The sequence below is a fragment of the Neptuniibacter halophilus genome (genome assembly GCF_030295765.1).
Taxonomy (GTDB): Bacteria; Pseudomonadota; Gammaproteobacteria; order Pseudomonadales; family Balneatricaceae; genus Neptuniibacter; species Neptuniibacter halophilus.
This window is the reverse complement of record NZ_AP027292.1, coordinates 861,887-882,712: the sequence shown is the minus strand read 5'-3', so window position 1 is coordinate 882,712 and position 20,826 is coordinate 861,887. Positions and strand designations below refer to the sequence as shown.

Annotated in this window: 21 protein-coding genes; 16 read left to right on the top strand and 5 right to left on the bottom strand. The window is 52.9% G+C overall.

Annotated elements, in window-relative coordinates:
• The first annotated feature begins 35 nt into the window (after positions 1–35).
• From QUD59_RS04100 to rluB, 4 genes are all read left to right on the top strand, one after another.
• Positions 36–878: a PHP domain-containing protein gene (locus QUD59_RS04100; RefSeq protein ID WP_350227792.1), complete on the top strand. Its 843-nt coding sequence runs from the start codon at positions 36–38 to the stop codon at positions 876–878.
• 75 nt (positions 879–953) lie between these two features.
• On the top strand, positions 954–1,571 hold the full coding sequence (locus QUD59_RS04095) for an L-threonylcarbamoyladenylate synthase (protein ID WP_286239776.1): 618 nt from the start codon (positions 954–956) through the stop codon (positions 1,569–1,571).
• A gap of 79 nt (positions 1,572–1,650) precedes the next feature.
• Complete coding sequence (locus QUD59_RS04090; protein ID WP_286239775.1) at positions 1,651–2,043, top strand: H-NS histone family protein; 393 nt, start codon at positions 1,651–1,653, stop codon at positions 2,041–2,043.
• 90 nt (positions 2,044–2,133) lie between these two features.
• On the top strand, positions 2,134–2,964 hold the full coding sequence (gene rluB, locus QUD59_RS04085; protein ID WP_286239774.1) for a 23S rRNA pseudouridine(2605) synthase RluB: 831 nt from the start codon (positions 2,134–2,136) through the stop codon (positions 2,962–2,964).
• An 85-nt stretch (positions 2,965–3,049) separates the two neighbouring features.
• Here the strand turns inward: rluB and QUD59_RS04080 are convergent, their stop codons facing one another.
• The 3 genes from QUD59_RS04080 to ubiG are packed head-to-tail and all read right to left on the bottom strand — an operon-like array spanning position 3,050 to position 5,217.
• Positions 3,050–3,790 carry a YciK family oxidoreductase gene (locus tag QUD59_RS04080; protein ID WP_286239772.1) on the bottom strand — a complete coding sequence of 247 codons (741 nt, stop codon included), beginning with the start codon at positions 3,788–3,790 and terminating at the stop codon, positions 3,050–3,052.
• A gap of 25 nt (positions 3,791–3,815) precedes the next feature.
• Entirely contained in the window at positions 3,816–4,490 is a 675-nt protein-coding gene (locus QUD59_RS04075; protein WP_286239770.1) for an HAD family hydrolase, read from the bottom strand.
• Positions 4,483–5,217 carry a bifunctional 2-polyprenyl-6-hydroxyphenol methylase/3-demethylubiquinol 3-O-methyltransferase UbiG gene (ubiG, locus tag QUD59_RS04070; protein ID WP_286239768.1) on the bottom strand — a complete coding sequence of 245 codons (735 nt, stop codon included), beginning with the start codon at positions 5,215–5,217 and terminating at the stop codon, positions 4,483–4,485. The genes QUD59_RS04075 and ubiG overlap by 8 nt, the downstream gene beginning before the upstream one ends.
• A gap of 196 nt (positions 5,218–5,413) precedes the next feature.
• Here ubiG and gyrA point away from each other — a divergent pair, with 196 nt between their 5' ends.
• From gyrA to QUD59_RS04010, 12 genes are all read left to right on the top strand, one after another.
• Complete coding sequence (gene gyrA / locus QUD59_RS04065) at positions 5,414–8,014, top strand: DNA gyrase subunit A (protein ID WP_286239767.1); 2,601 nt, start codon at positions 5,414–5,416, stop codon at positions 8,012–8,014.
• Positions 8,015–8,082: 68 nt separating this feature from the next.
• Positions 8,083–9,168 carry a 3-phosphoserine/phosphohydroxythreonine transaminase gene (gene serC, locus QUD59_RS04060; RefSeq protein ID WP_286239766.1) on the top strand — a complete coding sequence of 362 codons (1,086 nt, stop codon included), beginning with the start codon at positions 8,083–8,085 and terminating at the stop codon, positions 9,166–9,168.
• Positions 9,169–9,199: 31 nt separating this feature from the next.
• Entirely contained in the window at positions 9,200–10,291 is a 1,092-nt protein-coding gene (gene pheA, locus QUD59_RS04055) for a prephenate dehydratase (RefSeq protein ID WP_286239765.1), read from the top strand.
• A 10-nt stretch (positions 10,292–10,301) separates the two neighbouring features.
• Complete coding sequence (gene hisC / locus QUD59_RS04050) at positions 10,302–11,408, top strand: histidinol-phosphate transaminase (RefSeq protein ID WP_286239764.1); 1,107 nt, start codon at positions 10,302–10,304, stop codon at positions 11,406–11,408.
• Entirely contained in the window at positions 11,405–13,621 is a 2,217-nt protein-coding gene (locus QUD59_RS04045) for a bifunctional prephenate dehydrogenase/3-phosphoshikimate 1-carboxyvinyltransferase (RefSeq protein ID WP_286239763.1), read from the top strand. Before hisC ends, QUD59_RS04045 begins: the two co-directional genes overlap by 4 nt.
• Positions 13,621–14,307 carry a (d)CMP kinase gene (cmk, locus tag QUD59_RS04040; RefSeq protein WP_286239762.1) on the top strand — a complete coding sequence of 229 codons (687 nt, stop codon included), beginning with the start codon at positions 13,621–13,623 and terminating at the stop codon, positions 14,305–14,307. Before QUD59_RS04045 ends, cmk begins: the two co-directional genes overlap by 1 nt.
• Positions 14,308–14,341: 34 nt before the next feature.
• Positions 14,342–16,030 (top strand): 30S ribosomal protein S1, encoded by a 1,689-nt coding sequence (gene rpsA / locus QUD59_RS04035; protein WP_286239760.1) that lies wholly within the window; start codon positions 14,342–14,344, stop codon positions 16,028–16,030.
• A 38-nt stretch (positions 16,031–16,068) separates the two neighbouring features.
• Entirely contained in the window at positions 16,069–16,362 is a 294-nt protein-coding gene (locus QUD59_RS04030) for an integration host factor subunit beta (RefSeq protein WP_286239759.1), read from the top strand.
• Positions 16,363–16,372: 10 nt separating this feature from the next.
• Positions 16,373–16,678, top strand: coding sequence for a LapA family protein (locus tag QUD59_RS04025; protein WP_286239757.1), 306 nt, complete (start codon positions 16,373–16,375; stop codon positions 16,676–16,678).
• Positions 16,668–17,858 (top strand): lipopolysaccharide assembly protein LapB, encoded by a 1,191-nt coding sequence (lapB, locus tag QUD59_RS04020; RefSeq protein ID WP_286239756.1) that lies wholly within the window; start codon positions 16,668–16,670, stop codon positions 17,856–17,858. The genes QUD59_RS04025 and lapB overlap by 11 nt, the downstream gene beginning before the upstream one ends.
• A 49-nt stretch (positions 17,859–17,907) precedes the next feature.
• Positions 17,908–18,618 carry an orotidine-5'-phosphate decarboxylase gene (pyrF, locus tag QUD59_RS04015; RefSeq protein WP_286239754.1) on the top strand — a complete coding sequence of 237 codons (711 nt, stop codon included), beginning with the start codon at positions 17,908–17,910 and terminating at the stop codon, positions 18,616–18,618.
• Positions 18,619–18,696: 78 nt separating this feature from the next.
• Positions 18,697–18,987 (top strand): ComEA family DNA-binding protein, encoded by a 291-nt coding sequence (locus QUD59_RS04010; protein WP_286239753.1) that lies wholly within the window; start codon positions 18,697–18,699, stop codon positions 18,985–18,987.
• A 1-nt stretch (position 18,988) separates the two neighbouring features.
• Here the strand turns inward: QUD59_RS04010 and QUD59_RS04005 are convergent, their stop codons facing one another.
• On the bottom strand, positions 18,989–19,885 hold the full coding sequence (locus tag QUD59_RS04005) for an ROK family protein (RefSeq protein ID WP_286239751.1): 897 nt from the start codon (positions 19,883–19,885) through the stop codon (positions 18,989–18,991).
• Between the two features lie 29 nt (positions 19,886–19,914).
• Positions 19,915–20,805, bottom strand: a complete 891-nt coding sequence (locus QUD59_RS04000; protein WP_286239750.1) for an AEC family transporter — start codon at positions 20,803–20,805, stop codon at positions 19,915–19,917.
• Between the last annotated feature and the right edge of the window lie 21 nt (positions 20,806–20,826).

Below are 20,826 nucleotides of genomic sequence, written 5' to 3'. Positions count from 1 at the left end.
GTATAAGGTTGCCAGCCTTTTATATAAACAGTGAAATGTGTATGGATTTACCCCGTTACGACCTGCATTGCCATTCGACCGCTTCGGATGGTTCTCTGTCCCCCGCTGACTTGCTTAACCGGGCCCGTTCTCGTGGCATAGAGGTACTTTCTCTGACCGATCATGACACCCTTGAAGGGGTGCGTGAGCTGATGCGGCAGGATCTTGAAGGCATTCAACTGGTGCCGGGCACAGAGTTAACCTGTTTATGGCAGGGGCGCGTGATACATCTGGTGGGTTTAGGGCTGGATCCTGAAAATAACGATCTGCAAGCGTATTTGAATAACCTTGCTTTATTGCGTCGCCAGCGTTCTGAAAAAATAGCCCGGCAACTCGAAAAAATGGGTGTGCCCCCGGTTTATGCGGAGGCGCAGGCTCTGGCGGGTAAAGGGAGCATCGGGCGTCCGCATTTTGCCCGGGCGCTGGTTGAAAAAGGTTTTGTAGTAAACGAGCAACAGGCGTTTAAGAAATATTTAGGCGCTGGTAAGAAAGGGGATGTTAAAATGCCCTGGCCAGACCTGGCAGATGCTGTGTCAGTGCTTAAGGCTGCCGGTGGGGTCTCAATAATTGCCCACCCGACCAAGTATAAAATGACATTTACCAAAATACGCTCGCTGGTGGCTGATTTTATAGCCGCAGGGGGGGATGGTATTGAGGTTTCTTATCCGGGCGTCACACCGGATCACCAATTACATTTAAATCGTATCGCTGAGTCGAATAATCTGCTGGTGTCTGCAGGGAGTGATTTTCATACCCCGGATGCGGGCTGGACAGATCTGGGTAAGTACCCACCTCTGAAGACCACGAAAAACCATGTGCTCCGTCTGCTTATTAATTAAGCTGCTACTGATGTGCGCATTTCAGAATATCTGCGATAAAATAAAATAACCATTGCTCAGAAAAGGTTACTAAGCGTGAGCCAGTTTTTTCAGATTCATCCGGAAAATCCTCAGCAGAGGTTGATTAATCAAGCGGTAGAGATCATCAGAAAAGGGGGGCTGGTTATCTACCCTACTGACTGTGCTTATGCGCTGGGCTGTCACTTGGGTGACAAAGCTGCCATGGAGAAAATAAAACGTATCCGGCAGTTGGATGATAAACATAATTTTACTCTTGTCTGTCGTGATCTGAGTGAAATCAGCACGTACGCTAAGGTTGATAATGGCTGTTATCGATTGTTGAAGGCGCATACTCCCGGGGCTTATACCTTTATTCTTAAGGCAACGTCCGAAGTGCCACGGCGTTTATTGCATCCTAAGCGGCGTACCATTGGAATTCGTATACCTGATAATGCAATTGCACTGGCATTAACTGAAGCGCTCGGTGAGCCAATTATGAGTACCTCGCTGATTATGCCGGGTGAAGAAATGCCATTAATGGATCCTTATGAGATGCGTGAATTATTGCAGCATCAGGTGGATCTGATTATTGATGGTGGTTATTGCGGGCTGGAGGCGACCAGTGTAATTAATCTGGTTGAAGAGGTGCCTGAGGTTATTCGGGAGGGGGCCGGAGATACTTCCGTTTTTTAATTGATTTGTATTTTGGTTGATTAATTATTATCTTTGTTGATAATGCTGTTACGGTCCTTATAACTCAGTGAGTACTGAAATGTCTGATTTTATTAAAACACTAACGCGCAAAAATTCTTTGCGTAAGCAGTGCCAGGAATTGTCTGTTGCAGAATTGGAAAAGGTAATTGCCGATCTCACTTCAATTGCTGAGGATAAAAAAGCAGAAGAGGAAGCGCTTTTAGCTGCCGAGCAGGAAAAGGCAGATAAAATTGAAGCGATTCGTCAGAGTATGCTGGATGCGGGTATTGAGATTGATGATCTGATGGGTCTGATTGGTGAAACCGCAACACCAAAGAAAAAGGTTCAGCCTAAGTACCGTATTACGGATGATGAAGGTACTGTACATGAATGGTCGGGTCGTGGTCGTACGCCACTGGCTTTTCAGGCCTATTTTGATAAAGGATTTACTAAGGAAGACTGTCTCATTTAAAATTGGATGACTGTTTTCCTGAAAGCCCTTTCCTGACAGAAAGGGCTTTTTTGTTGAGTGGCAAAAACTGCTGTTATTAAGGTGCGTCAAATGTCTGATGAAAAATTACATAAAGTTCTGGCGCGCTCCGGTGTTGGCTCACGTCGTGAGATGGAGCGTTGGATTAAAGAAGGGCGGGTTTCAGTAAACGATGCTGTGGCCAGTCTGGGGGATCGTATTTCCGAAGGTGATAAGGTGAATGTGGATGGGCATCCGGTCAATCTGATTTTTGATCGTGAAGCGACCCGTCGGGTGCTTATTTACAACAAGCCGGTGGGTGAAATCTGCACCCGGCATGACCCGGAAGGGCGGCCGACCGTATTCCGTCACCTGCCGCCGCTTAAAGAGGGGCGCTGGATTGCGATAGGGCGTCTGGATATCAATACTTCAGGTCTCCTGCTGTTTACCACCGACGGGGAGCTGGCCAACGCGCTGATGCATCCTTCTGCTCAGATCGACCGTGAATATGCGGTGCGGGTGCTGGGAAATGTAGATGATGCGATGCTGCAGCGCCTTAAGGACGGTGTGTTGCTTGAGGATGGCATGGCGCGGTTTACCGATGTGCAGTTTTTTGATGGTGAGGGTGCCAACAAATGGTTCCACTGTGTGGTTATGGAGGGGCGTAATCGCGAGGTCCGTCGTTTGTGGGAGTCGCAGGAGGTACAGGTGAATCGTCTGAAGCGCGTGCGCTTTGGCCCGCTGTTCCTGCCCAGTGATGTGCGCTCCGGAACCTGGAAGGAGATGAGCGTCAAAGAGGTAAACTCACTGTCGAAGATGCTTGAGCTTAAACCGAAAAAAGCGCCGCGCATGAGTATTGCTGATAAGCAGAAGCTCGAGCGGCGCTATAAAAAACAGCGGGCGCGTCGTCAGGAAGGCGATTAACCCCTCTGCTGCCCCGGTCCTGATGTAAGTTGCTGTTTTCAGGACGGGGAACGCCAATAAAAAGCCTCCATTCGGAGGCTTTTTATTACTGGGCGTCCAGCGACTGACCATTGACAGACTCGCTGTCAGCGCCCATCAGGTAGAGATAGAGGGGCATGATCTGTTCTGGTGTTGCAACGGTTGCGGGGTCTTCCCCCGGGTAGGCGTCGGCGCGCATCTGGGTGCGGGTTGCGCCGGGGTTGATGCAGTTGGCGCGGATCTTACTGACGTTGCTCAGTTCGTCGGCCAGGGTCTGCATCAGGCCTTCTGTGGCAAACTTTGATACTGCGTAAGCGCCCCAGTAAGCCTTGCTCTTGCGCCCGACGCCGGAGGAGGTGAATATCACCGAAGGGTTTTCAGAGCGTTCGAGCAGAGGCATCAGGATCTGCGTGAGCATGAAAGGCGCGTTCACATTAACCTGCATGACCTGTTGCCAGATAACCGGATCGTAAGACTCAATGGGCGTGCGAACGCCGAGCAGGCTGGCATTATGCAGAATACCATCCAGCCGGCCGAATTCCTGTTCGATGGTGTTGGTCAGCTCGATAAAGTCATGTTCCTGTGCGCTTTCAAGATTCATCGGCACCAGTGCTGGCTGTGGGTGGCCGGCCGCTTCAATCTCATCATATACCTGTTCTAGCTTTTCCAGTGTGCGGCCAAGCAGAATCACTGTGGCGCCGTGGGCTGCATACGTTTTTGCGGCAACCCGTCCGATGCCGCTGCCCGCGCCGGTTACCAGAATAATGCGGTCTTTAAGTAGGTCGTCGGGGGCCTGATAGTCGTACATGGTCACTTCTTCCTGATCGTGGGCTTTAGGCTTTATATAGAGATTGTAGCAGGGGGGTAAGTTCCGTTGCACACGATATATAGTGATCGGCCTGCCAACTGGCAGGGTCTTCCCCTTCATTGAGGTAGCCATATGTGGCGGCTACAGTGGTCATTCCGGCGCGGTTGCCCGCTTCGATATCCCGAATATGGTCGCCAACATAGATGCTCTTTTCGGCGCTGCAGCCGATCTGTTCGCAGGCGAGGTAAAGTGCTTCAGGGTGAGGTTTGCGCTGGCTGACGTGGTCCGGGCAGATGATGCAGGCGGCCTGTTGTTTCAGGCCCAGTCCCTGCATGACCGGCAGGGTGTAGAGTTCCGGTTTATTGGTGACAATGCCCCAGGGAATGCCGGCTGTTTGCAGCCATTGCAGGCATTGCTCCAGTCCGGGGAATAGTTTGCTATCTACATCCAGATGGCCGAGATAGATCTCAAGCATGCGCTGATGCAGTCGGGTAAACTCCTCTTCGTCTTCCCGGTAGTTGAATGCAGCCTCGACCATGGCTCTGGCGCCCTGAGAAACGTAACGACGCAGGAATGCATATTCCACCGGAGGCAGCCCTTCCTCACTGAGAAGCTGGTTGATTACCCAGTGGAAATCCGGTGCTGTATCGATCAGAGTGCCATCAAGATCAAACAGGACGGCCGCTGTCTGTTCAGTCATTATTATTTGGCTTCTCGGTAGCGATCAGATAGTTCACATCGACATCAGTCGGGTGCAGTCGGTAGCTTTTAGTCAGCGGGTTGTATGTCATGCCGTTGATCTCAAGGTTCTTCAGACCGCTCTGACGAATCCACTGGCCGAGCTCGGAGGGGCGGATAAACTTCTTAAAATCATGAGTGCCGTCCGGCACCAGCTTGAGAAGCTTTTCGGCTCCGAGAATCGCAAACAGATAACTTTTCGGATTCCGGTTCAGGGTGGAAAAGAATACCTTGCCGCCGGGTTTGCAGAGGCGGGCGCAGGCGGTCACGACAGAGGCAGGATCAGGAACGTGCTCCAGCATCTCCATGCAGGTAACAACGTCGAAGGACTCGGGTTGTTCGGCGGCCAGTTCTTCGACCGTAATCTGGCGATAGCTGACATTGACGCCGCTTTCCAGGCCATGCAGTTTGGCAACCTTGAGTGGCCCTGCACCCATGTCAATTCCGCTGACTTCGGCACCGCGCTGGGCCATAGATTCGGAGAGAATTCCGCCTCCACAGCCGACATCCAGTACTTTTTTTCCGGACAGGCCGGCGATGCGGTCAATAAAGCCAACCCGCAGCGGGTTGATATCGTGCAGGGGTTTGAACTCGCTGTTGCGGTCCCACCATTTGCTTGCCAGCTCTTCGAACTTGGCAATCTCTTCCGGATCGATATTAGGTTGTGAGGCGGAGTCTGCTTGAGTCATAACAATCTTTCAATCAGTAAATTTTTGCCCATTCTAGCACTGCATCAGGGGCGAAAAACAGGCAAAACCCTCAGCCCGTTCCGGGCAGGATAAGCACTTATTTTTTCAGGGTTCTAATGTAATAAATGTGATATACTCCGGCGGTTAAAAATATCCGCGGAAACCTTCCGTTGTGAGAGCGATTCAAGGATAGGGAATGGGTGATTTAGCCAGAGAAATTCTGCCAGTTAACATCGAAGATGAACTGAAGCAGTCTTATCTTGATTACGCCATGAGCGTGATTGTTGGCCGTGCACTGCCTGATGCGCGGGACGGCCTGAAACCGGTGCATCGTCGCGTGTTGTTTGCGATGAATGAACTGGGCAATGATTGGAATAAAGCATACAAGAAATCGGCGCGTGTCGTTGGTGATGTGATCGGTAAATACCATCCGCACGGCGATAGTGCGGTGTATGACACGATTGTTCGTATGGCGCAGGATTTCTCCATGCGCTACACCCTGGTCGATGGTCAGGGTAACTTCGGTTCGATTGACGGGGACTCCGCAGCGGCCATGCGATACACCGAAATTCGCATGGATAAGATCTCCCATGAACTGTTGGCTGATCTGGAAAAAGAAACCGTTGATTTCGTCGACAACTACGACGGTACAGAAAAAATTCCGGAAGTGTTGCCAACCCGGGTACCGAACCTGCTGGTGAATGGCTCTTCCGGTATCGCGGTTGGTATGGCGACCAATATCCCGCCTCACAATCTGGGCGAAGTGGTTCGCGGCTGTATTGCACTGATTGAAAATGGCGATCTCAGCGTTGATGAGCTGATGGAGTACATTCCCGGCCCGGACTTCCCGACAGGCGGTATTATCAACGGACGTGCAGGTATTCTGCAGGCCTACCGTACCGGTCGGGGACGGATCTATGTACGTGCCCGCTATCACGTTGAAGAAGACGAGAAAAACGGCAAACCTTCCCTTATTATCACTGAAATTCCATACCAGCTTAACAAGGCACGCCTGATCGAGAAGATCGCTGAGCTGGTAAAAGATAAGAAGATCGAAGGGATAACTGAGCTGCGTGATGAGTCGGATAAAGACGGCATGCGCATCGTTATTGAACTACGACGTGGCGAAATGCCGGATGTAGTGATCAATAACCTGTTTGCTCAGACCCAGATGGAGTCAGTGTTCGGCATCAATATGGTCGCTCTGGTTGACGGCCAGCCGAAGATTCTGGATCTGAAAACCGCGCTGGAATGCTTTATCCGTCACCGTCGTGAAGTGGTAACCCGTCGTACTGTTTACGAACTGCGTAAAGCTCGTGAGCGGGGTCATATCCTCGAAGGTCTGGCGGTTGCACTGGCGAATATTGACCCGGTTATCGAACTGATTAAAAAGTCCCCGACACCGGCGGAAGCGAAAGAGAAACTGATCGCTGAAGCCTGGGTGCCTGGTGATGTGATTCAGATGCTGGAACGTGCCGGCGAAGATGCCTGCCGTCCGGAAGAGCTGGAAGAGCAATATGGCCTGCGTGATGGCAAGTATCATCTGTCACCGGCGCAGGCTCAGGCGATTCTTGAACTGCGTCTGCACCGTCTGACCGGCCTTGAGCATGAAAAGCTGATTGGCGAGTACAAAGAGCTGCTGGAGAAGATCGCAGAACTGTTGCGTATTCTGGGTTCCCACGAGCGCCTGATGGAGGTGATTCGTGAAGAGCTGGAAGCTGTTCTGGAAGAGTATGGTGATGAACGCCGTACCGAGATCACCGCTTCGCGCAAAGACCTGACCGTTGCGGATCTGATTACCGAAGAGGACATGGTGGTCACCATCTCCCACGGTGGTTATGCCAAAACTCAGCCGCTGACCGACTACCAGTCTCAGCGTCGTGGAGGTAAAGGCAAGTCGGCTGCTGCGATCAAAGATGAAGACTTTATTGAGCATCTGCTCATTGCCAATACCCATGACACCATCCTCTGTTTTACCGACCGGGGTAAGGTGTACTGGTTGCGGGTATTCGAAATTCCGGTGGCCAGCCGTACTGCCCGTGGGCGTGCGATTGTGAATATCCTGCCGCTGGATGAAGGTGAGCGGGTCAGCACTATCCTGCCGGTGGGTGATTATGAAGAGGATAAATACATCTTCATGGCGACCGCTTCCGGTACCGTTAAGAAAACAGCCCTGACTAACTTCTCCCGCCCTCGTAGCAGTGGCCTGATCGCTCTGGATCTGCTGGATGACGACCATCTGATCGGTGCCGCTATCACCGATGGCAACGACGATGTCATGCTGATGACCAGCGCGGGTAAATCGATGCGCTTCAGCGAGGATGATGTGCGACCAATGGGTCGTACCGCCCGTGGTGTGCGTGGCGTGAAAATGGATGACGGGATTAAAGTGATCTCCCTGATTATCCCGAAAGAGGGGGGTAAGATCCTGACCGCTTCCGAAAATGGTTACGGTAAGAAAACGGCGGTCGATGACTTCCCGGTCAAAGGTCGTGGTGGTCAGGGCGTGATTGCTCAACAGTGCTCCGAGCGAAATGGTGAACTGGCGGGCGCTGTACAGGTTTTCGATGGCGATGATGTGATGCTGATCAGCAATAAAGGTACGCTGGTGCGTACCGGTTGTGATGGCATCTCCGAACTGGGGCGTAATACTCAGGGGGTGACCCTGATTCGCGTCAGTGATGGCGAGCATCTGGTCAGCGTGGCCCGGATTGAAGAGCCGGATGAAGATGAAAGCCTGTTGGAAGATGACGCAACTGAGACAACCGAGGCCTCAACGCCAGAGGCCGACGCGTAAACTTCCTGATCAAGTGCGGCCTGGTGCCGCACTTTTTATCCACTGTTGTTAAGAGTGAACACAAGCAGATGACACGTAAGTACAATTTCAGTGCGGGACCTGCAGGTCTGCCCGATGCGGTTTTAGCGCAGGCACAGGAAGAACTGCTGGACTGGCAGGGTAAGGGCCTCTCCATCATGGAGATGAGCCACCGCAGTAAAGAGTTTGTCTCTGTGGCTGAAACAGCCGAACAGGATCTGCGTGACCTGATGGGAATTGGTGCTGACTACAAAGTACTGTTTCTGCAGGGCGGCGCGACCACCCAGTTTTCCATGGTGCCGATCAATCTGCTGCGTGGAAAAACCAGCGCGGATTACATCAATACCGGTATCTGGTCTAAGAAAGCGATTAAAGAGGCGGCACGTTACTGTGACGTGAATGTTGCGGGCAGCAGCGAAGAAGGCGGTTTTACCGCGGTGCCTTCGCAGCAGGAACTGAGTCTGAATCCTGAAGCGGCTTACCTGCATTACACGCCGAATGAAACCATTGGTGGTCTGGAATATGATTATGTTCCGCAGACGCTGGATGGTGTTCCACTGGTAGCGGATCTCTCTTCAACCATTCTTTCCCGTCCGCTGGATGTGAGTCAGTTTGGCCTGATCTATGCCGGTGCGCAGAAAAATATCGGTCCGGCCGGCCTGACGGTTGTGATCGTGCGTGAAGATCTGCTGGGTGATGTGCTGGCCGGAGCGCCGAGCATGTTTGACTACAAGCTGCATGCCGATGCAGACTCGATGTTCAATACACCGCCGACCTTTGGCTGGTATCTTGCGGGGCTGGTATTTAAGTGGCTGAAAGCCCAGGGCGGGGTTGAAGCGATGGCTGAGATTAACCGCCGTAAAGCCGATAAGCTCTACGCTGCGATTGATAACAGTGATTTCTATGGCAATCCGATGGCCAAAGCTAATCGTTCCTGGATGAATGTACCGTTTACGCTGGCAGATGAAGCGCTGGATAAACTGTTTCTGGAGCAGGCTGAAACGGCAGGTCTACTAAACTTGAAAGGTCACCGTTCCGTAGGTGGTATGCGTGCAAGTATCTATAACGCCGTACCGGAAACCGCGGTGGATGCCCTGATTGACTTTATGCAACAGTTCGAGAAACAGCACGCCTGATTCCCGTAGTAAGCAGAATAAGTAGATAGATATGAGTGAACAGGAAAAAGAGTTACGCGTTTTACGTGATCAGATCGACGGTATTGACCGTGAAATCCATGAGTTACTGAACAAACGTGCCAGTTGCGCCCAGAACGTGGCTGAAGTTAAACAACGTTATCAGGGCTCCGAGGCCGCTGTTTTCTACCGCCCTGAGCGTGAAGCTCAGGTGTTGCGTCGGGTCATGGAGCGTAATACGGGCCCGTTGCCGGACCGGGAAGTCGCACGTCTGTTCCGCGAAGTGATGTCGGTTTGTCTGGCGTTAGAAGAACCAATGCGGGTGGCGTTTCTCGGCCCGGAAGGGACTTTTACCCAGCAGGCGGCCATGAAGCACTTTGGTCACTCTGCCCGTAATCTGCCGATGCAATCGCTGAAAGATGTGTTCCGTGAGGTTCAGGCCGGTTCGGCCCACTACGGTGTTGTACCGATCGAGAACTCTTCTGAAGGGGTGGTCAGTCATACACTCGACCTGTTCAAACAGTTCGACCTGAAGATCTGTGGTGAGGTAGAGGTGCCGGTACACCTGCACCTGCTACTGAATAAAGGTGACGGGCTGGATGAGATCGCAAAAATTTATTCTCACGAACAGTCTCTGGCACAGAGCCGGAGCTGGCTGGATGCCCGTTTCCCGCACATTGAAAAAGTAGCGGTCAGCTCTAATGCTGAAGCCGCGCGGCTGGCGAAGCAGGAAGGCAGCGGTTATGCCGCGGTTGCCGGTGATATGGCTGCGGAGCTGTATGATCTGGATCCGGCGGTGAAAAATATTGAAGACCAGGCGGATAATACCACCCGCTTCCTGATTATCGGTGATCAGGATGTGGGGCCCAGTGGGGATGATAAAACCTCGATTCTGGTTTCTGTACCGGATGCTCCGGGTGCGCTTTACCAGCTACTTGAGCCATTCCACCGTTATGGTCTGAGCCTGACCCGGGTGGAAACCCGTTCGGCATCAAAACATTCGATGTTCTATATCGATTTTGAAGGGCATAGCGACGATCAGGTGGTCAAACAGGCCCTGCATGATCTGACCAAAGAGAGCGTCGAGCTGAAAGTGCTGGGCTCTTATCCTCGCGCTGTACTCTGAGGGGGTAAAAATGAGCTGTGATTTTATCTCTCTGGCTGCACCGGGTGTGCAGAACCTCTCACCCTATCTGCCGGGTAAACCGCCGGAAGAGCTGGAGCGTGAGCTGGGGCTGACGGATGTTGTCAAACTGGCCAGTAATGAAAATCCGCTGGGCCCTTCACCGCGCGTGGTTGAGGCCATTGAGCAGCAACTGGCAGGTATTTGCCGTTACCCTGACAGCGGTGGCTACCGGCTGAAGCAGGCGCTTGCTGCCAAATTTTCGCTGCAGCCGGAACAACTGACGCTGGGTAATGGTTCCAATGATGTACTGGAACTGGTGGGGCGTGCTTACCTGCAGCCGGGTGATGAGGTGATCTACTCACAGTACGCCTTTGTTGTGTATTCGCTGGTGACTCAGGCAACCGGTGCCAAAGCAGTTATTACTCCGGCCCGCGACTGGGGGCATGACCTGGCGGCGATGCTGGCGGCGATTACCGATAAGACCCGGATTATCTTTCTTGCCAATCCGAATAATCCAACCGGTACCTGGCTGAGTGAAGCACAATTGACTGAATTTATGGATCAGGTACCGGAGCGAGTGCTGGTGGTACTGGATGAGGCGTATACCGAGTACGTGGATGAGCCTGATTTTGCAAACGGCCTTGTGCTGCAATCTCGCTACAGCAACCTGATGGTTACCCGGACTTTCTCCAAAGCCTATGGTCTGGCAGGGCTCCGGGTGGGTTTTGCTGTTTCCAATCCGCAGATTGCCAATATCCTGAGTCGGGTGCGTCAGCCGTTTAACGTGAACAGTCTGGCGCTGGTGGCCGCTGAAGTTGCACTGGCAGATGAGGCCTATCTGCAACAGGCGGTCGAGATCAACCGTCAGGGTATGGCGTTGTACCAGACTGAGTTGGCACGGCTGGGGCTGGACTTTATTCCTTCGGTGGGTAACTTCGTCAGCGTTGATATGGGGCAGGACGCGATGCCGCTGTATCAGACCATGCTGGAGCAGGGGGTTATTGTCCGGCCGGTGGCCAATTATGCGATGCCGCAACATCTGCGAATCAGTATCGGCTTGCCGGAAGAAAATCAGCGCTGCCTCGAAGCATTGGCCAACGTGGTGGGACGCTCTTGAGTTTGCATATAAATAAGACGCTGATCATTGGTTTAGGCCTGATTGGTGGCTCGCTGGCTAAGGCGCTGCGTCTGAATCGTCAATGCGGTCTGGTCATGGGGTATGACCGGGATTATGAAGAGGCGGCAAAGGGGCTGCGCAACGGTGTGATTGATCAGGCTGCTGAGAGTCTGGTTGATGCAGTGGCCGAAGCCGACCTGATTGTGCTGGCGGTGCCGGTTAAGGCGATGGAGCGTGTGCTGATTGATATCGCCCCCTTCATTAAACCGGATGCCCTGCTGACCGATGTCGGCAGTACCAAAGCCAATGTTGTTGCCGCTGCGCAGCGGGTCTTTCAGCGGTTGCCTTCAGGTTTTGTGCCCGGACATCCTATCGCCGGCTCAGAAAAGAGTGGCGTAGACGCAGCCGATGCGGCGCTTTTTCAACAGCATAAAGTGATTTTAACGCCCTTAGCAGAATCTTCATCTGGGGCTGTTACAGTCCTCACCCGCATGTGGCAATCCACCGGAGCAGAGGTATTGCTGATGGAGGTGGAGAAGCATGACGAGGTGCTGGCGGCAACCAGTCACCTGCCACATATACTGGCGTTTTCGCTGGTCGATACGCTGGCGCAGGAGCAGGGAAAGAATACCGATATCTTCCGTTATGCAGCGGGAGGTTTTCGCGACTTTACCCGGATTGCGGGCAGTGACCCGACGATGTGGCATGATATCTGTCTGGCGAATAAAGAGGCGTTGCTGGGGCAACTGGATCTGTTCAGTTCGGGGCTGACGAATTTGCGTCAGGCGATTGAAAGCGGTGACAGTGAATCCATGCTGGGTATTTTTACCCGGGCACGGGCAGCAAGAGAACATTTTTCAAGAATCCTTTCTGGTACGGCATATTCACAAGATATGAGTAATCAACAAGTAACCTTCCGCGCCCAACCTGGCGGCAGCGTGCAGGGTAAGTTCCGAGTTCCAGGTGATAAATCCATCTCTCATCGTTCCATTATGCTGGGCTCCCTGGCGGACGGTGTTACCGAGGTGACCGGTTTTCTGGAAGGTGAAGACAGTCTGGCGACCCTGCAGGCGTTCCGCGATATGGGCGTTGTGATCGAGGGGCCCGTAGATGGCAATGTAACGATTTACGGTGTCGGTCTGCACGGTTTGCAGGCACCCCCGGGGCCGCTTTACGTAGGCAATTCCGGTACATCTATGCGTTTGCTGTCCGGCCTTCTGGCCGCACAGGCGTTTGATACCGAGCTGACTGGCGATGCCTCTCTGACCAAACGTCCGATGGGGCGTGTGGCAGACCCTTTGCGTCTGATGGGGGCTGAGATTGAGACCGCTGAAAATGGCCGCCCACCGCTGAAGATTAAAGGCGGCAAGGCGCTTCAGGGTATTCACTATGATATGCCGATGGCGAGTGCGCAGGTTAAATCCTGTCTGTTGCTGGCGGGTCTCTATGCAGATGGCCAGACTTCAGTGACCGAACCGGCTCCTACCCGGGATCACACCGAGCGTATGCTGAGCGGCTTTGGTTACCCTGTGCAGCAGGAAGGGGCGACGGCGGCGGTGCGTTCCGGCGGTAAGCTGAGTGCTACCCGGATCGATGTGCCGGCAGATATCTCTTCTGCCACCTTCTTTATGGTGGCGGCAGCGATCGCGCCGGGTTCTGATCTGACTCTGGAGCATGTGGGTATCAATCCGACCCGTATCGGTGTGATCAACATTCTGCGCCTGATGGGTGCTGATCTGCAGTTGCTGAATGAGCGTGAAGTGGGTGGTGAGCCGGTGGCTGATATCCGCATCCGCTATACTCCACTGAAAGGGATTCATATTCCGGAAGATCAGGTACCGCTGGCGATCGACGAGTTTCCTGCGCTGTTTATTGCGGCCGCCTGTGCTGAAGGCACTACGGTGGTGACCGGTGCGGAAGAGCTTCGGGTTAAGGAAAGTGACCGCATTCAGTCCATGGTCGATGGTCTGCAGACACTGGGTATCGATATTCAGGGTACCCCGGATGGCGCCATCATTCAGGGTGGTACACTGGGCGGTGGTGTTGTCGAAAGCCATGATGATCACCGTATCGCCATGTCTTTCTGTGTTGCGGCACTGCGTGCGACGGATACGATCACAATTAATGAGTGCGCCAATGTGGCAACTTCGTTCCCGGCATTTGTGGAACTGGCGCAGCAGGCGGGAATCAAGGTTGAAAAGGAGGAGGGCTGATGTCTCAACGACAGGCGCCCGTCATTACCGTTGATGGTCCAAGTGGATCGGGTAAGGGAACTATCTGCCATCTACTGGCACGAGAATTAGGTTGGGAGCTGTTAGACAGCGGCGCATTGTATCGCCTGGTGGGTCTGGCAGCACGTCATCATGGGGTGGATCTGGACGACGAGGAAGCCCTGGTGGTTCTGGCCGCGCATCTGGATGTGCAGTTTGTGGCTAAAGAAGATCTCTCCGTCCAGATCATTCTGGAAGGGGAAGAGGTAACGGATGCGATTCGCACCGAAGCGGTGGGAGGAGATGCTTCGATTGTTGCCGCTATCCCGGCGGTTCGTGATGCATTACTGGAGCGACAGCGTGCCTTTGCTGAGTTGCCGGGCCTGATCGCCGACGGGCGCGATATGGGTACGGTGGTGTTCCCGGAGGCTGAGCTGAAAATCTATCTGGATGCCAGTGCTGAGGAGCGTGCGCAGCGGCGCTATAACCAGTTGATAAACAAGGGACTGGGTGCTAGTCTTCAAGCTATATTAGAGGACATTCAAGCACGGGATGAGCGTGATATGAACCGTACTGTGGCTCCTCTCAAGCCCGCGGCGGATGCAGTAATTCTGGATACGACAGAGATGTCGATCGATGAGGTCCTTGCCGCTGTACTGGATGAAGCGAGGCATAAAGGGCTTCGCTGATTGACGTCGTTTAGACTGAAAGCGGGATACTGATATGAGCGAGAGCTTTGCTGAGCTGTTTGAAGCAAGTCTTCAAGAGCTGGAAATGGCGCCCGGAGCGATAGTTACGGGTACGGTGATAGCAATTGAAGATGATTTTATCATCGTCAATGCGGGGCTCAAATCAGAGGGCGTGATCCCAAGGAGCCAGTTTGTCGATGATAACGGCGAACTCACAGTTGAAGTTGGCTCAGAGGTCAGGGTAGCACTTGAAGCGGTCGAAGACGGCTTTGGTGCGACCCAGTTATCCCGCGATAAAGCGAAACGGGCCGAAGCCTGGGGCGAGCTGGAAAAAGCGTTCGCCGGCGATGAGGTGGTTACAGGCCATATCACCGGGAAGGTACGGGGTGGCTTTACCGTCAACGTCAACTCTATCAATGCATTCCTGCCGGGTTCACTGGTCGATGTCCGGCCTCTGCGCGACACTTCTCATCTTGAGTCTCAGGAACTCGAATTCAAACTGGTTAAGCTCGATGCCAAGCGCAACAATATTGTGGTTTCGCGCCGGGCTGTGCTGGAAGCCGCTTACAGCGAAGAGCGTGAAAAACTGCTGGCGAACCTGAAAGAGGGGCTGGTAGTCAATGGTATCGTCAAGAATATTACCGACTATGGCGCCTTTATCGATCTGGGTGGTGTGGATGGCCTGCTGCATATTACGGATATTGCCTGGAAACGGGTCAAACACCCGAGTGAAGCACTGAAAGTCGGTGAAGAGATTAAAGTTCAGGTGCTGCGCTTTGATCAGGAGCGTAACCGCGTATCACTAGGCCTGAAACAACTCACTGATGATCCCTGGACTCAGTTGATTTCGAATTACGCTGTCGGCTCTAAAGCCAGTGCCAAAGTGACCAACCTGACGGATTACGGCTGTTTCGCTGAAATTGAAAATGGTATCGAAGGTCTGATCCATGTTTCTGAAATGGATTGGACAAACAAAAATGTCCACCCGTCGAAAATTGTACAGGTGGGCGATCAGGTTGACGTTATGCTGCTGGATATCGACATGGAGCGGCGGCGCATCTCGCTTGGTATGAAACAGTGCAAGCCTAACCCATGGCAGGAATTCTCCGGCAAATACAACAAAGGTGACCGGCTTAGCGGCCAGATCCGCTCAATCACTGACTTTGGTGTGTTTATCGGTCTGGATGGCGGCATCGATGGTCTGGTCCACCTCTCCGATCTGTCCTGGGATGACAGCGGCGAAAACGCGGTTAAGGAATACAAGAAAGGCGATCAGGTTGAAGCAGTAGTGCTTTCTATTGATGCGGAACGTGAACGAATTGCGTTGGGTATCAAACAGCTCGATTCTGATCCGTTCACCAGCTTTACTGCGGACAATCATAAAGGTGCTGCCGTTAAAGGTGTGGTGACTGAAGTTTCAGATAAGCAGGTCACTGTAGAGCTGGCTGAGGGCGTTGAAGGTAGCCTCAAGCTGGCTGATGTCTCCCGTGACCGGGTAGACAATCTGAATGAGCAATTTAAACCCGGCGATCAGGTTGAAGCGGTCATCAGTAATATTGATCGTCGTAACCGGGTGATCTCGCTGTCGATCAAGCTGCTTGAAATTGAGCAGGAACGCAAAGCGATGGATAAGATCAGCCAGCAGTCTGAAACTGAAATTTCCGGCCCGACTACCATCGGTGACCTGATCAAGGCGCAGATGAAAAAAGGCGACTCCAAGTAGTCTCTCCAGGGCAAGGTCAAAGGATCTAAGGAGTAGGTATGACAAAATCTGAACTGATTGAAATTCTGGTGGACCGTCACGATCAGCTTTCTGTTAAGGATATTGAACTGTCCGTTAAGACGATGCTCGATCATATGACGGAATCACTCTCTCAGGGGCACCGTATTGAGATCAGAGGGTTTGGTAGTTTTTCGCTGCATTACCGCGCGCCGCGCACCGGTCGTAACCCTAAAACCGGTGAATCGGTTGCTTTAGAAGCCAAATACGTTCCGCACTTCAAGCCAGGGAAAGAGCTGCGCGAACAGGTGAATGATTCAATCAATAATTCTTGAGGTTTATCACGTGCGTTTTTTGAAAACATTGGTTGTCGGCCTGCTCTGTCTGGTCGTTCTGTTGGTGGGAATTCTGTTCACAATTCACAACACAGAGAAGGTGGCAATCGATCTGGTGTTTTTCCAGCTTCCGGAAGCCAGTCTGTCGGTTTGGTTGATCGCAACGTTCGTGCTGGGCGGATTTATGGGGGTATTACTGAGTGTCATGACCGTACTGATGCTCAGAACCCGGCTTGGATCGGCTCGTCGTAAGATAGTCAGCACTCAGAAAGAGCTAGATCAATTGAGAGTGTCCAGTCTCAAAGATGCCACTTAATTTCGACAACTACCTGCTGGTCTTTCCGCTGGCACTGGCCATTGGCATTGGCTGGTTTTTAGGTCGACGGGAACGGGGCAGGCCTGCTTCACGCCCCCCCGGCTCCCTCAGTCACGAGTACTTCACGGGTCTTGATTATCTCCTTAACGAGAAAATGGATGAGGCGATTGAGAGCTTTATCCGTGCGCTGGAGATTAATTCTGACACGATTCCTGCGCATCTCGCGCTGGCTAAGCTGTTTCGCCGCAAGGGCGATGTAGATCGGGCTATTCAAATTCATCAGAACCTGCTGGCGCGTCCTGACCTTGGGCGTGAGGATTTTATGCGGGTTCAGATGGCGCTGGCACGTGACTATTATGCAGTCGGCCTGCTGGACCGGGCTGAAAATCTGCTACAGGAAATTATCAGATCGCTGCCACCCAAAAGTACCCAGGCCAAGGCACTGGCGCTGCTGATTAAGCTGTACGAGAAAGAAGGTGAGTGGCAGGAGGCGATTGATACCGCTCAGCAGCTACCGGCGGATGAACGGCGTAATGTCTCTACTGAACTGGCCCACTATTGTTGCGAACTGGCTGAGCAGTCACTGCAGAAGAAGAAGGTTAAGCAGGCCGCAGAGTATCTCAAGGCCGCTGAACAGTTTGATCAGGATAATGTGCGGATCAGTCTGTTGCAGGCGAAGATCGCAATGCAGGCGGAGCAGTGGAAGCAGGCGGTTAAATATTTAAAGGCGGTTGCGCGTCAGGACAAATTGTTTGTCTCCGAGACGATCCCCTATCTGCGGGAGTGTTACCAGCATGTCAAAGCGGATAAAGACTATACGGAATTTTTGCGCAGTTGCCTGGCTCAGGCCCCTTCGACCAGTGTGATCATTGCTCTGGCGGAGCAGATTAAGCAGGAGCGGGGTATTTACGCCGCCGGAAGCTTTATCACTGAGGAGCTGAAGCGACGCCCTTCAGTAAAAGGGTTTAATAGTCTGATCGATCTTCATATAGAATATGGCTCTGATAGTGCCAGAGACAGTCTTAAGGTGTTGCGCGGTCTGACCGGGCAGCTTGAGCTTTCCAAGCCGATCTACCGCTGTAATAGCTGCGGTTTTTCCGGGCGAACGCTGATGTGGCAGTGCCCTTCCTGTAAAACCTGGGGCAGTACCAAGCCTATTCAGGGGCTGGAAGGCGAATAGAAACGCCTGAGCCTGTCAGTGACCCACCGATTTATTGTTAGAGAGTGTTATGTCTGTAGATAAGAAACGTGTCATCGTTGCCCTGGATTACCCGGATCAAACTTCGGCTCTGGCTATGGCTGCGCAACTGGATCCGGCCCGCTGTCGTGTGAAGGTTGGCAAAGAATTATTTACCCGCTGTGGGCCGGCTATCGTAGAAGCCCTGCATCAGTCCGGTTTTGATGTGTTTCTTGATCTGAAATTCCATGATATCCCGAATACAACAGCCAAGGCGGTCCGGGCGGCGGCTGAAATGGGTGTCTGGATGGTGAACGTACATGCTTCCGGTGGCCGGCGAATGATGGAAGCAGCGCGAAATGAGCTTGAGCAGGTCAACGGTGCTGAGACCTTACTGATCGCTGTGACCGTGCTCACCAGTATGGAGCAGGGCGATCTGCGTGATATTGGTCTGGATCTGGATCCGCTTGATCAGGTTAAGCGTCTGGCCCTGTTGACCGAACAAAGCGGTCTGCATGGGGTGGTGTGCTCTGCGCAGGAGGTTAAACCACTGCGTGAAGTGATTGGTAGCGATTTCAAACTGGTCACACCCGGGATTCGTCCGGCCGATGCGGCCGTTGGTGATCAGAAACGGATTATGACGCCCGTGGATGCCATTACGGCTGGCAGTGACTATCTGGTGATTGGTCGGCCTGTTACCCAATCAGCCTCTCCGGTAGATGCACTGGCGCGAATTGATGCGGACCTTGCACCGTTGCTATAACCCGCCTGCAGAGTTATAAAGGAAGCCTGAGCAAAGGATGTGCTCGGGCTTTTTAATCTCAAGTAAAAGGAACTTACTATGAAAGTGCTTAATCTTCGGGCATTTCTGTTAGCCCTCATCTGCTTGTTTTCTCTGCCTGCTCTGGCAGAGCCGATTGATCTCAATACGGCGACTGCGCAGCAGTTATCTGCTGGGCTGGACGGCGTGGGCCCTGCAAAGGCGAAAGCGATTATCGATTATCGTGAAACGAACGGTCCTTTCACCTCGGTGGATCAGCTCACAGAGGTAGAGGGAATTGGTCAGGCGACCTTAAAGAAAAATCTTGACCGTTTAACCCTGACGCCCGCAGCGAAAAACTCAACCGAATAGGCTAGAGCCAGGCGGCTCCACGTACGCCGCTGGAGTCGCCATGCATCGCCTGACGTATTGGAGTGCAGACCTGATCCGAAAAAACATATTGCTGCAGTCGCCCGGGTAGCTCCTGATAAAGTCGCGCCTGATTGGAGAGGCCACCACCAAGTACAATAATATTCGGGTCGAGCAGATTAATCACAGAAGCGAGAGATTTGGCCAGTTGTTCCAGATACCGATCACAATGGTCACGCGCATCTTCATGGCCTGTTTCAGCTAATCGCCATATTTCTTCGGCGCTGGCGGTAGTGCCGTAGATTCTGCGGAAAGACTGGCTGAAACCGGGGCCCGAGAGAAAGGTTTCAATGCAGTCCTGCTGGCCGCAGTAGCACGCCCTTCCGATATGATCCTCTGTTTTGGGCCAGGGTAAGGGGTTGTGGCCCCACTCGCCTGTGATTGCATTAGGGCCACACAAGGGCGTGCCGTTAATCACGATTCCGCCGCCAACACCCGTACCGAGAATCACACCGAAGACACAAGCATGGCCGGCTCCGCGGCCATCGGTCGCTTCTGAGAGGGTAAAACAATCGGCATCATTTGCCAGCTTTATCGGGCGATCGAGTCGCTGCTCCAGATCCCGCTGCAGATGCTCGCCGATCAGACAGGTCGAATTAGCATTTTTAATCAGTCCGGTGGCGGGTGACACTGCACCCGGAATGCCGACACCAATGCGTGCCGCAGGTTGGCCAATCTGAGATTCGGTCTGGTTGATGAGATGAGTTATGCACTGCAGCGTCGCCAGATAGTCACCCTGAGGGGTTGCCTGACGGTAGCGATAAAGAATGTCGCTTTGTCTGGTAAGGGCGATCACTTCAATTTTAGTGCCACCGAGATCAACGCCGATCGTATAATTCATGTTGCAGCAAGACCCGTATCAGGTTGTGCCTACCACACCACGGCCAGTGTGGCAGGAATGACAATCAGGCTGCCGATATTGCCAAGCAGAACAATAGAAGCCACCTGTTGTGGTTCCTGATTATAGCGCTCCGCGACCATATAGTTGAGAACGGCGGGGGGCAGTGCGGAAAATACCAGCAGGTAAGCAAACTGCGTGGTGTTGAGCTGCAGGAACTGCTGGGCGATCAGGGCGATAATGATGCCGCTGGCCGGGCAGAGCAGTGCTGCAAGGGCGCCGATACGCCAGTGTTCGAAGCTGACGCTGGTCATACGTACACCCAGCGAAAACAGCATCAGAGGAATAGAGATCTGGCCCAGCATATCAATCGAGGTATGCAGGGCTTTAGGCATGGTCAGATCAAATCCGCTCCAGATCAGGCCAAGGATAGTTGCCAGAATCATGGGCATTCGCAGCAGATTCAGCAGCCGGGTTTTATGGTCGAGGATATAGATGCCGACTGTAAAGTGAAGCAGGTTTTCGACAAGGAACAGGACCACAGCGGCCTGCAGTGCGTGTTCGCCAAAGGCCAGTACAATCAGTGGTATGCCCAGATTACCACTGTTGCTGAACATCATCGGCGGGATAAAGGTTTTCGGATCCACCTTCAGCAGCTTGCAGAGCGGAAATAACAGAAGACCGGAACCTATCACAATCACCGCAGCACCGATGGCCAGCGACTGGTATTTCAGCAGGTCAAAAGATTCGGCGGAGAGTACTGAAAATATCAATGCCGGCACAAATACATCGATATTGATCTGGTTTGCCGCATTCATATCCGGGCTGTGACGGCGGGCATAGAAGAACCCCACGGTGACAATCGCCACCAGTGGGAAAATGGTCAATAGCATTCTTTCCAGTAACAGACCCTGGGCTTCCACTGAACTCTCTCCTTAGACTGC